The organism is Candidatus Baltobacteraceae bacterium (genome assembly GCA_036559195.1).
Classification (GTDB): Bacteria; Vulcanimicrobiota; Vulcanimicrobiia; order Vulcanimicrobiales; family Vulcanimicrobiaceae; genus JALYTZ01.
Genome location: DATBTN010000073.1, coordinates 51,524 through 64,370, shown reverse-complemented (window position 1 = coordinate 64,370; position 12,847 = coordinate 51,524). Strand labels below are relative to the sequence as shown.

The 12,847-nt window shown below is 63.5% G+C and carries 11 protein-coding genes; 6 read left to right on the top strand and 5 right to left on the bottom strand.

Annotation, left to right across the window (positions count from 1 at the left end; genetic code table 11):
- Together VIG32_11995 and VIG32_11990 are read left to right on the top strand one after the other, a co-directional pair.
- A complete protein-coding gene (locus VIG32_11995; protein ID HEY8298729.1) occupies positions 1-1,647 on the top strand; it encodes a peptide ABC transporter substrate-binding protein in 1,647 nt (548 codons plus the stop codon).
- The gene (locus tag VIG32_11990) at positions 1,647-3,266 is read left to right on the top strand and encodes a peptide ABC transporter substrate-binding protein (protein HEY8298728.1); all 1,620 of its coding nucleotides are present in this window, start codon (positions 1,647-1,649) and stop codon (positions 3,264-3,266) included. Before VIG32_11995 ends, VIG32_11990 begins: the two co-directional genes overlap by 1 nt.
- On the opposite strand, the gene VIG32_11985 is transcribed toward VIG32_11990, so the two are convergent.
- Genes VIG32_11985 through VIG32_11975 form a run of 3 tightly spaced genes read right to left on the bottom strand, consistent with a single transcriptional unit; the run spans position 3,214 to position 6,093 of the window.
- Positions 3,214-4,635: a glycosyltransferase family 87 protein gene (locus VIG32_11985; GenBank protein ID HEY8298727.1), complete on the bottom strand. Its 1,422-nt coding sequence runs from the start codon at positions 4,633-4,635 to the stop codon at positions 3,214-3,216. The two genes, VIG32_11990 and VIG32_11985, sit on opposite strands and share 53 nt — an antisense overlap.
- Entirely contained in the window at positions 4,616-5,170 is a 555-nt protein-coding gene (locus tag VIG32_11980; GenBank protein HEY8298726.1) for a hypothetical protein, read from the bottom strand. Before VIG32_11980 ends, VIG32_11985 begins: the two co-directional genes overlap by 20 nt.
- Positions 5,171-5,175: 5 nt before the next feature.
- The gene (locus VIG32_11975; GenBank protein HEY8298725.1) at positions 5,176-6,093 is read right to left on the bottom strand and encodes a site-2 protease family protein; all 918 of its coding nucleotides are present in this window, start codon (positions 6,091-6,093) and stop codon (positions 5,176-5,178) included.
- 61 nt (positions 6,094-6,154) lie between these two features.
- Here VIG32_11975 and VIG32_11970 point away from each other — a divergent pair, with 61 nt between their 5' ends.
- From VIG32_11970 to VIG32_11955, 4 genes are all read left to right on the top strand, one after another.
- Entirely contained in the window at positions 6,155-7,489 is a 1,335-nt protein-coding gene (locus tag VIG32_11970; protein HEY8298724.1) for an NAD(P)/FAD-dependent oxidoreductase, read from the top strand.
- Positions 7,490-7,549: 60 nt separating this feature from the next.
- The gene (locus VIG32_11965; GenBank protein HEY8298723.1) at positions 7,550-8,944 is read left to right on the top strand and encodes a hypothetical protein; all 1,395 of its coding nucleotides are present in this window, start codon (positions 7,550-7,552) and stop codon (positions 8,942-8,944) included.
- Between the two features lie 517 nt (positions 8,945-9,461).
- Positions 9,462-9,860 (top strand): hypothetical protein, encoded by a 399-nt coding sequence (locus VIG32_11960; GenBank protein HEY8298722.1) that lies wholly within the window; start codon positions 9,462-9,464, stop codon positions 9,858-9,860.
- 94 nt (positions 9,861-9,954) lie between these two features.
- A complete protein-coding gene (locus tag VIG32_11955; GenBank protein HEY8298721.1) occupies positions 9,955-11,190 on the top strand; it encodes an MFS transporter in 1,236 nt (411 codons plus the stop codon).
- Here VIG32_11955 and VIG32_11950 read toward each other — a convergent pair.
- Both VIG32_11950 and VIG32_11945 read right to left on the bottom strand, forming a co-directional pair.
- Positions 11,187-12,017 carry a M55 family metallopeptidase gene (locus VIG32_11950; GenBank protein ID HEY8298720.1) on the bottom strand — a complete coding sequence of 277 codons (831 nt, stop codon included), beginning with the start codon at positions 12,015-12,017 and terminating at the stop codon, positions 11,187-11,189. The two genes, VIG32_11955 and VIG32_11950, sit on opposite strands and share 4 nt — an antisense overlap.
- Positions 12,014-12,847 (bottom strand): M55 family metallopeptidase, encoded by an 834-nt coding sequence (locus tag VIG32_11945; GenBank protein ID HEY8298719.1) that lies wholly within the window; start codon positions 12,845-12,847, stop codon positions 12,014-12,016. Before VIG32_11945 ends, VIG32_11950 begins: the two co-directional genes overlap by 4 nt.

The window sequence follows — 12,847 nt, the reverse complement described above, 5'->3', positions numbered from 1 at the left end:
ATGATTCAGCGTTTCGGCCGGTTGGCGCTCATCCTCGCATGCGCCGCACTCGCGGCGTGCACCAAGTCCGGAACCGGCGTCGGAGGGAGCGGCGGGCGCGTCAACTCCTGGACGATCCCGCACGTCTTGCGCTATGCGACGGCGGAAGATATCACCAATCTCAATCCGCACCTCAACACGCAAGGCACGATGTTTACCATGGCCTCGATGACCATGGCGTGGCTGATCAAATTCGATCGGAAGAACATGCCGTACGGCGAACTCGCGACCGAGGTGCCGACCAAAGCGAACGGGGGCGTGAGCCCCGACGGCAAGACGATCACCTATCACCTGCGCAAGGGCGTGCGCTGGTCCGACGGCGCGCCGTTTAACGCAGACGACGTCGTCTTCTCGATCAAGACCGTTTTAAACCCGGCCACCAACGAGATCAGCCGCAGCGGCTGGAATTTGATCCAGAAGATCGACGAGCCGGATAAATATACGGTCGTCCTCCAGATGCAAAAGCCCTATTCACCGTTCCTCGTCACGTTTTTTTCGAGTGCGGGCGCGAATCCGTGCGTGTTGCCGAAGCACCTTTTGGGCAATCTTCCGAACATCAACAACGCCGCCTATAACTCGCTGCCGGTCGGAATCGGTCCGTTCAAATACAAGCAATGGCTGCGCGGACAAAAAGTCGTGATGGTCGCGAATCCTTACTATTTCCGCGGGCTTCCGAAATTAAAGGAAGTCGATTTCGAGATCATCCCGAGCCGCGATACCGTGCAGACCGAGCTTCAGGCCCATTCGCTCGATATGTGGTATCGCGTCCCCGGCTTGTACCTCAGGCGTTTAGAGAACGCTCCGGGCTTAGCCATTATGCGCCAGCCGGGGTTTGAATTCGACCACATCGACTTCAATACGAGTCACGCGACCGTCAGCGATCCCATCGTTCGCGAAGCCCTGGAATACGCGACGGACCGGCCGACGATTCGCGCGAAGATCGGTCGCGGATTCGGCATCCTGCAAGAAGAGCCGGCGCCCTCGGTTTCGGCGTACTACGATCCGTCGATCGCCAAACAGAAGCCGTTCGATATCGCGCTTGCCAACAAGCTCCTCGACCAAGACGGCTGGAAGCCGGGACCCGATGGTATTCGCAGCAAGGGCGGCGTGAAGCTGGTGCTCGATTTAGCGACGACCTCGGGAACGCCCGATGCCGACAATCAGATCGAACTCGAGCGAAGCTGGTGGAAGCAGATCGGCGTAAGCCTCGACGTGCACCACTACCTCTCGGCACTGATGTTCGCCCCGGCTTCGGCAGGCGGCATCCTCTACGGCGGCAAGTTCGATCTGCTCTACGCCGCGTGGGGATTGGATCCGCTGGGAGACCTTTCCAACCTCTACGCCTGCAACCAATTTCCGCCCAACGGGCAGAACGATCTGCATTGGTGCAACCAGCGCGCCAGCCGCGCGATGGCGGATTTCTATTCGGCTTTCACTCCTGGCGAACGCAAGAAAGACGATGCAATCGTCATGACGGAACTGCAAAAAGACACGCCGACGATCGTGACCATCGGCCTCGAGCAGACGTTCGTGGTCAACAAGGACGTCAAGAACTTCACTCCCGGCGCCGCGGTGCCGTTCGATAACATGATGGACGTCGATATCTAGTGCGCCGATTGCTCGCCGCGATGGTGCTGGCGGCCTTCGTTCTCGGAGGCTGCACCAACACCGGCGGCGGGCGCGGCGGCCGCCATCCCTGGACGATTCCGGGAACGCTGCGCTGGGCGGACGCCGAAGACGTCGACAATCTCAACCCGCTCCTCTCTACCGAAACGGTCGTCGACGATCTCTCGGCGTTTACGATGGGCTACTTTTTCGTCTTCGATGAAAAAGGCAATCCGGTTCCGTCGCTCTGCCTGGAGGTGCCGACCAAAGCGAACCACTTGATCTCGCCCGACGGACGGACGCTGACGTTCGAGTTGCGCCGCGGCGTACGCTGGCAGGACGGCGCGCCCTTTACCGCAGCCGACGTTGCGTTTACGGTCAAAACGATTCTCGATCCGCGCACCAACGTATTGAGCCGCGACGGCTGGGATCTCATCACGCGGGTCGATACGCCGAATGCGTATACGGTCGTCTTTCACCTCAAGGCGCCGTACGCGGCCTTTATCAATCGGTATTTCACGCCGCTCGGCAATCCGGCTATCCTGCCCGAGCATCTGCTCGCGGGCAAAGATATCAACCACGCGCCCTACAACGCACTGCCGGTCGGCCTCGGGCCGTTTCGCTACACGAAGTGGGTGCGCAGCAGCGAAGTCGAGATGGAGGCCTCGCCGTACTGGTGGGGAGGCAAGCCCAAACTCCAGCACGTCGTTTTCAAAATTATTCCCGATACGAACACGGCGATGACGCAGCTGCGCACGCACGAGATCGACGCATTCGTGCGCGTTCCGACCCAGCAACTCGCACGCGTGATCGAAACGCCGGACACGAAGACGATCGGATACGACGTAAACTCCTACGGCCACATCGACTTCAACGTGACAAATCCGATCCTTGCCGACCCGATCGTACGGCGGGCGCTAACCCGGGCGATCGACGTGAAGACGCTTTGGGAGAAGGTCGACCACCGCTCGGGGTTTCTGGCCTGCACGCCCGTGAGCCATTTGAGTTGGGCCTACGACGCGCACGCGCCGTGCTACGCGTTCGATCTCGCGCGCGCGAACGCGCTGCTGCAGCGCGACGGCTGGACGATGGGCGGCGACGGGCTGCGGCACAAAGATGGCCGGACCCTGCGCTTTAGCTTTGCCGGCAATACGGGCAATCCGGGGCTCGACGCTCGCGTGTTATTGATCCAAGGGTGGTTCAAAGAGATCGGCGCCGCGCTCGAATACTTCCGCTATCCGACGAGCAAGCTCTTCGCGTCGTACGCCGGTGGCGGCATCGATGCGACGCGTCACTACGACCTCACGTCATACGCGTGGTCGCTGCAGCCCGACCCGGATATGACAAACTACATCGCGTGCTCGCGCATCTCGCCGAACGGCCAGAACTACATGGGCTACTGCAATCCGCAGGTGGATCGGTTATTGGCGGACGCGCTCGGGCACTACGAGCGCGCGCGGCGCACGCGCGACTACATCGCCGTGCAGGAACTGCTCGCTCGGGACGTGCCGTTCGTCGTGCTCAGCCAGCGCACCGACCACATCACGTTCGACGACGACTTCCACGGGTTCATGCCCGGACCCGAGATGCTGTTCTGGAACGCGGCGCAGATTTCGAATTAAGCCAGAGCAGCAGCACGCAGCCCGCTAGCGGCAGGCAGCGCAGCGCCGCCCAAAATGCATTGGGCGTCAACAAACCGCTCGCCGTCTGTTCGGCCGCCCAGACCGATGCGGCCGAAGCGTTCGGCGGGAGCGCTCCGAACGCGTGCATCGCGTCCGGCCAGATCGGTGCCGGGTGCGCGTGCGCGTTCGCGCCGGCGATTCCGAGCAGTACGAGCGACGCGGCCGGCAACGCGAACGATCGCCACGGCAGATCCTCGCGCAGCGCCGCGTACCCGAAGAGTGCGCCGCTCGCAAGCAAGAGACTCTGAAGCGTACCGTCCGGCCGCTGCGCGAGGCCGAGCCAGTCGATCGCCACGAGGAGCGCGGCCGCGATCGCCGACGGTGCGATGCGGCGTTCGGCGCCCAACGTCGCCGCGAGTGCCGGAACGAAGACGATGCAGAGATCGTGTTCGTGAAAAAACGGAACGGCGAACGGCAAGATCGCACACGCGATTGCGAAGCGCCGGCGCGCGCCGTCGGCGCGCAGTGAAAGGATCGCCCACGCGCAGACGGCCGCGGCGGCGACTGCCAGACCGACCCCCGCGGACCACGCGCGTCCCATCCCGAAACCGTACGCGATCGCCGCGGGCGTTAGCTGGATGGTGCTGAAGCGTTCGGCAGCTCCGTGTTCGTTCAACACCCGAAGGTACGCCGTCAGCGCGTGCGGGCCAGTTGCGTACAGAGAAGCCGCCGCAAAGACGAGCGCGGCGCCCGCGAAGGCGCCCAGGGCGCGCAAGCGGCCGGCCTGCGATGCAAGCACGAGCGCGACGTTCGGCTGAAGCGCCGCGAACAGCGCGGCGACGGCGGTTCCGACTGCGGTGCGCTCGATGGCGAACAGCGCAATCAGCGCGAAGGCGAAGGCGGGCAGAGCGACTTGTCCGAGCGCGATCGCGCTCGTGAGCGGACCGAAGCCCAACCCGATCGCGACGCCCGCGATCGCGGCCATGGGAGTGAGTGCAACGCCGCACGCGCGAAGTGCGAACAGCACGACGAGTGCGAAGCTCGCCACGAGTACGAGGCTCCACGCGATGGCCGCGAGTGAGAACGGCATGCGCGCGAACATCGCCCACAGCGGCAGCGACGCGGGCGGCCCTACGAACGGTAAGAGTTCGTAGCGCGCGGGATCGACGCCGGGGATTTGCCGTTCGCTCGCCCAAATTGCCGTGGAGTACGGATCCTCTCCGCGCAGCCACGTGGCGCCGGCCGCGTAGTACGATTCGAAATCGCGCAGCGCGGGGCCGGGCGTGGCGTGCGGGCGCGCGAAGAGCAACGCACTTGCGACGCAGACCACGGCCAGGACGAGTTGAACGTTACGCTTTGTAGAGGGCAAGCCGCTCGATGGTTCCCTTGCGCGCCATCGCGTAGGCGACTCCGCCATCGAAACGCGCTTCGAACGCTTCGTCGAAGACGATCGTGCCGGGGCCGCCGACGGCCGGCACGAAGTGTTCCGGGATCGCCGTGCCGGCCATACCCAATGCGATCTCGCCGGGTACGAACCGAAACGATCCCAGCGCTCGCGGTTCGAGCGTCGGCGCTCCGTCGGTCCGCGGGACGTAGAACTCAGCCGCCAGCAACGCGTTGTCTTTGTAAAACGCGCTCAACAAACGTCGTTCGCGATTAGGCCCGGCGATCGCGTAGGTGTGCCAGCCGCGTGCCGGATAGCTAAACGCGATGCCGAGTTCGCGTTCGACCTGGTCGCGCGTCGTCGAGCCGATCGCAAAGGCGATCCGTTCGTTGAAGAGCACGACGGGGCGATCGAGCGGTGGCGGCGGACTATTTGGGGCTTTGCGCGCGCGATCGTGCATCGAGGCGAGAATCTCAACGGCGCGCAGCATCGCGAAATCCGGCGTCCGCTCGTCGCTCACGAGTCCTACCGGAACCCGTTCGGCACGGCGACGTGAGCGTACGAAGTGAGAAAGACTAAACCGAAGAGAACGACGAGATACCACGCGCCCACGCGCGCCCGCGCCCAGTTCGTCATCGCGGCCGCCCGCGGGTCGACGTGTCCGCGAAACGCCGCAATGACGGAGGGCAGCCCGAAAAGCCCGATGATTACGATGAAGATCAGCGATATGTGCAACGCGATCGCGAGAACGATAAACAAAATGAAGCCCGCGATCCAAAGCACCGGAGCGATCGCGTTGATAACGCGGCCGCCGTCGAACGGCGGAGTTGGAATCATGTTGAAGAGATTCAAAAACGCGCAGATGTACGCGGAGGCGTACCAAAACGCATCGTGCGTTATCGTACCGAAGGCGTAACACGCTATGCCGAGCACGAGACCGGTGAGCGGGCCGGCGAGCGCGATATAGGCGTCCTGTTCCAAGTCTTTGGGCGGCGTTCCGGCGGTAAACGCACCGAGCAGCGGAATGAAGACCGGCAGGCGCGCTTCCAAACCGTAATTCCGAAACGCGAAGTAGTGCCCGAGTTCGTGCGTCAACAGCACGAGGATGAACACGATCGCGATCTTCCAGCCGAAGAAGAGCACGTAGATGCCGAGCGAGAGGAAGAACGTCCAGCTGTATGCGAGCAGTTTTACGCTTACGAAGAGCCACTTGAGACTAAAGAGGATGTAAAGCAGCCCCTTGAACTTCGCCAGCAGCAGGCCGATGCCGACCAGACCGGCCCCGACGCCCTTGGCGGTGTTTTGCTTTTTCTCGCTTCCGTCCGGCGGGAGATACTCGCCCTCGCGCACGTCGTATTGGCGGTCTTCGGGGCGCTCGGCGCTCCACTTGCCCGCGTAGGGATTGACCGGCGGTTTTTTCGGCTGTTTGTCGTCTTCTGGCACGATGAGTCGTCTCTTGACGGGCCGGGAGAGCCAGGCCTTCTCGGGAAGAACGATCTCAGCTATGGCCGTACGAATCGTGATTCTCGGCGGGGGCTTCGCCGCCATTGCGACCGCGCACCGGTTGGAGCGGCTGCTCGCCCCGAACGAGGCGGAGATCGTCTTGATCGGGCGCGAGAATTTCTCGCTCTTCACGCCGATGCTGCCCGAAGTGAGTTCGGGTGCGCTCGACGTGCGTCACATCGTGACGCCGGTGCGCTCGCAGCTGCGATCTTCGCGCTTCATCCTCGGCGAAGTGCTGGCGCTCGATCCGCCGGCGAAGAGCGTGACGTACGTTCACACGCTTACCGGCGTAACCGAGTCGCTGGCGTACGATCAGCTGGTGCTCGCACTCGGGTCGGTGACGTCGACGTTCGATCTGCCGGGCGTAGCCGAACGCGTCTTCGCGCTCAAGACGCTCGAAGACGCGGGCATCCTGCGCAACCGCTTCATGTGGCTGCTGGAACTTGCCGACAGCGCGCGCGACGACGCCGAACGCCGGCGCCTCCTCACCTTAGCGGTCGTCGGCGGCGGATTTACCGGCGTCGAGACGGCCGGCGAAATGGTCGAACTCTTTCGCAGCGTCGAACGGTTCTATCCGCACGTGCGCCGCGACGACATTCGCATCGTGCTCGTCGAAGGCGGCGCCTCGCTGCTCCCCGGTCTGCCGCCAACGATGGGGACGTATTCGGCGCGCGCTCTCGCCAAACGCGGCGTCGAGATCGTGCTCGGCGACAACGTCCGGTCCGCCACTGCCGACGGGCTGGAACTGCAGAGCGGGCGCCGGATCGAGACGCGCACGATCGTGTGGAGCGCCGGCGTGCGCCCCTCGCCGCTGATCGCGGCGGCGCCGCTGCCGCACGCCAAGAACGGCGCGATTCTCGTGGGGCCGGATATGCGCGTTGCGACGGCGCGCGACGTGTGGGCGATCGGCGATTGCGCGGCGATTCCAAACGAGGCCGGCGGGTTTTACCCGCCGACCGCGCAGCACGCGATTCGCGAAGGGCCGGTGCTCGCGGCCAACCTCGTCGCCACGTTGCGCGGCGAAGCAACGCGACCGTTTCGGTACCGCTCGCTCGGTATGATGGCCTCGCTTGGGGCGCGTAATGCCGTCGCGCAATTGCCCGGCGATCGCGTCTTGACGGGTTTTCTCGCGTGGGTTCTCTGGCGCGCCTACTATCTCTCGCGCCTGCCGGGGCTCGATCGCAAGTTGCGCGTCGCGTTCGATTGGGCGCTCGAGCTGCTCTTCCCACGCGACATGTCCGAGTTGCGCGTCTACACGCGCCGCGCGCAGTCGAGCGCGGCAGTCGACGCCGGGCTCGCCCCTCGCGACGAGGCGCCGCCATTCGACCGGCCGTGAAGTAGAACGGTGCCGCGCGCGAGAAGTCTTAAAACGAGCAACACACGTCGGGGGCGCATCATGGAATTTCGAGAACCCATCGAACGGCTGATTCGCGACCCGCGCGAGTTCACGCGCGCGCTGAACTTCCCCGATGCGAGCTCGATCCGGCTCTACGACGAGACGCTGCGCGACGGCGAGCAGATGCCGGGCGTCTGTTTCACGCCGGCGCAGAAGTACGAGATCGCCAAGCGGTTGGCCGATATCGGCGTGCATATCATGAGCGTCGGATTTCCGGCCGCCTCGGCCGGCGATCGCAAGACGCTGCAATTGGTTATGGAAGGCAAGCGCCGCGGCGAACTCGGCGAGACCGAGATCGTCGTGATGTGCCGCAGCAGCGCCAAAGACATCGACGTCACGGCGCGTACGCTCGAAGAGGTCGGCATCTCGCCCTCGGAGGTGACGTTTTTCATCTTCACGAGCGGCAGCGACTTGCATTTGAAATACAAGATCGGCAAGATGCTGCTCAAGCAAGAAGGCCGCGACGAGAGCGAATGGCTCGACCTTCCGCTCGAATTTTACCGCAATGCGAATATCAAGCTGCAGTGCGACGCGATTGCCTACGCGCGCTCGCGCGGCGTCACGAAGATCGAATTCGGCGCCGAAGACGGCAGTCGCGGCGACGTTGAATATTTCATTTCATATTTTAAGGCCGGCATGGAGGCGGGCGGCAATCGTCCCGCGTGGCCCGACACCGTCGGCTGCCTCACGCCCGAAGCGGCCAAGTGGTACTCCAGCCGGATCGTGGCGGCGATGCCGAAGGGATTGCCGATGGTTTGCCACTTCCACAACGACTACGGCCTAGGGACGATCAATGCCATCACCGCGGTTTCGTGCGGATTCAAAGTGGTTTCGGTGACCGCCAACGGCTATGGCGAGCGGGCCGGCAACGTCAAACTTCACGAATTCGTGACCGCGCTCAACGTGCTCTATGGCGTGGAGATTCCCGGCTTCAAGTATCACAAATTGCGCGAACTCGCGCGTTTTATGGAGCGCATTAGCGGCATCCCGATGCAGCAGCACGAGCCGATCGTGGGCGAGAAGGTCTTCGCACACGAGTCCGGGATCCACACGCACGCCATGCTGATCGATCACCGCATGTACGAAGCGGTGCCCGCCGCCCTCGTCGGCGGTGAGACCAACTGGATATTCGGCAAACACTCCGGCGTTGCGCTCGTTGAGGACACGTTGCGCCATCATTCCGAAGAGCTCGCAAGTCACGGCATCGAGGTCACGCCCGAACTTGCCGGGCGCGTGACCGAAGAGATCAAGCGGTTGCGCGAAGAGCGAGCCGCCTCGAGCAAGAGCGAAGAGGCCATCGACGCATACGAATCCGCGATGCGCCGCCTCTCGATCACCGAGTCCGACGTCGCCGCCATCGCCATCGCCCTAGCCAAACCCCAAGCCGTAGCCTAACTTGCCCCTTCCTGTCATCCTGAGCCTGTCGAAGGACGAGCCTGTCGAAGGACGAGCCTGTCGAAGGACGGACGATGCGAGGAACGCGCTCGTGCTTCGACAAGCTCAGCATGACAAACAGCAACGCCAGCTCAACATGACAAACAGCAACGCCAGCTCAGCATGACAAACAGCAACGACAGCTCAGCATGACAAACAGCAACGACAAGCTCAGCATGACAAACAGCAGCGACAGCTCAGCATGACAAACAGCAACGACGCAGCATGACAACAACGATAACACCCCTTTTTTGTCATCCTGAGCTTGTCGAAGGACGACCGGACTCGTGCTTCGACAGGCTCAGCATGACAAACGACGACGGCGCAGCATGAGAACGACGACAAGGCCCGTTGCCCAGCGGACAATCGGCGGCGGCCCAGCGACAGCGGCGGCGCCCCTTGTCATCCTGAGCTTGTCGAAGGACGAGCTTGTCGAAGGACGAGCTTGTCGAACGGCGATGCGCGTGAGGGGTGGGCGATGAGGACGTACGTTCGTACGATCTTTGCGATCGGGTGCGGGTATGTGGTCGTGCTCGTGATGATTCTCCTCGGCGCGATCGTTATCGCGGCGGCGATGTTTCACGGGCTGCCGATGGCAGTCGCGCCGCCGAAATTTATCGCGGCCAACGCCGTGCTCGCATTCGTTTCGAGTATCGCCGGCGGTGCGCTCACGGCCCGGGTTGCCCCGTCGCGCCCGATCTATCACGCCGCAGGCCTCGGCGTGGCGCTCCTTTCGATCGGCGTCTTCGCGTTGATTTTCCCGAGCCCGCAGTCGCTCGTACCCAATTGGTACGAACCGCTCGTTGCCGTGCTCGGAGCGATCGGCGCGGTCGTCGGCGGCATGCTGGTACGCGACGCAAAAAACTTGACAACGTAGACGAATATTTGTAAAATCGCCTAACTATGCGATAGCGACATACGCCCCACATCCCACGTCACGTACCATCCGCACCAGTTGTTGGGAGTTTCGTATGTCGTCCGCCACCGCCGTCGCCGAGCGCGAAGGCGTCTTCGCTTCCCGAAGTTTTCGTCAATATTATATCGGCCAGGCCTTCAGCATGGCCGGCGATGGGCTGCGCACGCTCGCCATCCCGCTGCTCGTTTACCGATTGACCGGGTCGGCGCTTTCGACCGGCGTCGCGTATGCGTGCGAGTTCGTACCGTTCGCGTTCTTGAGCGTTCCCGCGGGGTCGCTCGCCGACCGCGTGGACCGGCGCGCGCTGATGATCGGCGCGGACGTCGTGCGCTTTTTAGTCATGGTCGCGATGGCCGTCCTGTTCCTACGCCACGCTCTGCCGGTGGCCGGCGTCTACGCGGGCCTGGTGGTGCTTTCGATCGGCGCGGCGGTCTTCATGGGCGGTCAATCGTCGAGCATTCCGTTCTTGCTCGGCAAAGAGCGTGCGACCGCGGCGCAAGCCGCGTTGATGGGCGCCGACAGCGTTTCGCAGATGGCCCTGCCTGCGGCGGGCGGCGCGCTGCTGGCGGCATTTGGGCCGCTGCCGGCCCTGCTGCTCAACGCGCTGACGTATTTGGTCTCGCAATACTCACTCTCGCGAATTCCTACGCTCGGCCCCGAAAAAACCAGCGGGCTGCCGAACGGGCGCGAACTGGTCGAAGATATGCGAACCGGTTTTCGGCTGCTCTTTGCCGATCCCGGGATGCGCGCGCAATCGTTCATCGGTTTGACGCTCAATATCGTCGGGTTCGGCGGATTCACGATCTTGATCCCGTTCTTAAAACGCGGCTTCGGTGCGAGCGACTATCAGGTTTCGCTCTTCTGGATGATTGCCGGCGTCGGCGCGGTCGCCGGATCGGTCTTTGCCTCGAAGTTCGCGCGCCGGTGGCCGTTCGGACGAGCGCTCACGACCGCCTATATCGTGGACACGATCCTCTTCATTCCGGTCGTGCTCACGCACAATCTCTGGATCGCCGGCCTGTTCTGGGCAATCGGTAACGCTTGCGTGCAATTCGAGATCTCGCAGGTGATCGGTTTTCGGTTGCGCGTCATCCACGAAGACTACGTGGGGCGCGTCTTCGGCGCCGTGCGCCTTCTCGTGCTCTGCGGCGTCCCGATCGGAACGCTGTTCTTCGGCTACGTGGCGGATCATTACGGCGCGCGCGCCGGAATGACGATCTCCGCACTCGCCTGTCTCGCCGTTGCCGTCGTCGCGATCTCGTCGCCGACGATTCGCGGCGAAACGCGTTAGGAGAGCGCGAGCGCTCCCATTCGGAAGGCCGCGACGAAGGCTTTAAAGACGGTCGGATAGTCGTCATGCACCAGCCGGACGGTGCGGCCGGCCGTGCGTTCGAAGCCGGGAATCAATTCGATAAGGTCGGCCTGCTCGACACGCGTGACGTCGATCTCCAACGTAATGGGCGGCTCGAAGACGTACGGCTTAGCCCCGGCGGCGTTCCGTACGGCGTCGGTCGCGGCGGCGCGTATGGCAGCCTGCGCGGCTTGGGGCGAGAGCGAGTCGACGGCCAAGTGCCCGATGCTGTCCTTCACGATCGCACCGGTCACCCACGGCATCTGCGCGGTGACCTCCGCGATCGTCGTGCGATCTCCGGTTACCAACAGCACGGGCACGCCGTAGTGTCCGGCGAGGCCGGCGTTGAGCGTCGCCTCGCTGCAGCGCACGCCGTTGACCCGCAGATCGTAGATCACGCCGGGCGTATACGTGTGACAGAGCGTGGCGCCGGCCGAGCCGATCGCCGCGTGATAGCCGGTGAAGAAGACGCCGTCGAAACCCGCATCGATACCCTGCACCATCGAGAAGGGTTTGCGATTTCCGAACGTGACGCGGATGTTGTCGGGTAAACCGTCGAAGAGCAGATTGCGCATCGGACCGTGCGAGTCGTTGACCAGGATCTCGCACGCGGCCGCATCGCGCGCGCCGTCGATGGCAGCGCGGACTTCCTGCGTGAGATAGCGCTGATAGATCGCGTATTCGGGCGTGTAACCGCGCGCGTCGACTTGCTCCCAACTGCAGACGCCGGCGACGCCTTCCATGTCGCTCGAAATGTAGAGCTTCATGCCACGACCGAGGCGGCGCCGCCCAAACGAAAGGCCGCCACGAACGCGCGGAATACGGCGGCATAATCGTCGTGAACGAATCGTACCGTGCGGCCGCCGATGCGCTCGAAGCCGGGCATCAACTCGATGAAATCCGCTTGTTCCACGCGCGTCGTTTCCAGCTCCATCCTAATCGGAGGCTCGAAGACGAACGGTTTCGCCGATCCGGCGTTCCGCATCGCGTCGCCGGCCGCAGCGCGAATCGCCGCCTGAGCTGCCGCCGGCGTGAGCGAATTGGTTGCGTAGTGCCCGATGCTCTCCTTGACGATCACCGGGGTAACCCACGGCATCTGCCGGCCGACCTCTTCGACGATCGTGCGATCGCCGCTTACGAGCAGCAGCGGCACGCCGTGGTAACCGAGCAGCGCCGCGTTTAAGAGCGCTTCGCTGCACGCCGTTCCGTTGATGCGCACGTTGTAAAGGACGTCGGCGGTGTAGGTGTGCGCGAGCGCCCCGTCCTTATCGCCCGACTTCGCGTGATAGCCGGTAAAGAACGCGCCGGCAACGTCGCCATCGATACCCTGCGCCATCGAAAAGGGCTTGCGCGAACCGGAGATCAGGCGCACGTCGGCCGGCAACTCGTCCCAAAGCAGGTTGCGCATATCCCAGTGCGAGTCGTTGATCAGCACGCCCGTCGCGCCGCCGCTGCGGGCGCCTTCGATTGCCGCGCGCACTTCCTGCGACATGTATCGCCGGTAGACGGGATACTCGACCGTATTCGACGGGTCGCACTGCATCCAGCTGCAAACCCCCGCCGTGCCTTCCATGTCGCAAGAAATATAAATGCGCAC

Coding starts and splice junctions, on each gene's coding strand:
- VIG32_11995 (HEY8298729.1), top strand. CDS start 1: ATGATTCAGCGTTTCGGCCGGTTGGCGCTCATCCTCGCATGCGCCGCA.
- VIG32_11970 (HEY8298724.1), top strand. CDS start 6,155: ATGGCCGTACGAATCGTGATTCTCGGCGGGGGCTTCGCCGCCATTGCG.
- VIG32_11965 (HEY8298723.1), top strand. CDS start 7,550: ATGGAATTTCGAGAACCCATCGAACGGCTGATTCGCGACCCGCGCGAG.
- VIG32_11960 (HEY8298722.1), top strand. CDS start 9,462: ATGAGGACGTACGTTCGTACGATCTTTGCGATCGGGTGCGGGTATGTG.
- VIG32_11955 (HEY8298721.1), top strand. CDS start 9,955: ATGTCGTCCGCCACCGCCGTCGCCGAGCGCGAAGGCGTCTTCGCTTCC.
- VIG32_11950 (HEY8298720.1), bottom strand. CDS start 12,017: ATGAAGCTCTACATTTCGAGCGACATGGAAGGCGTCGCCGGCGTCTGC.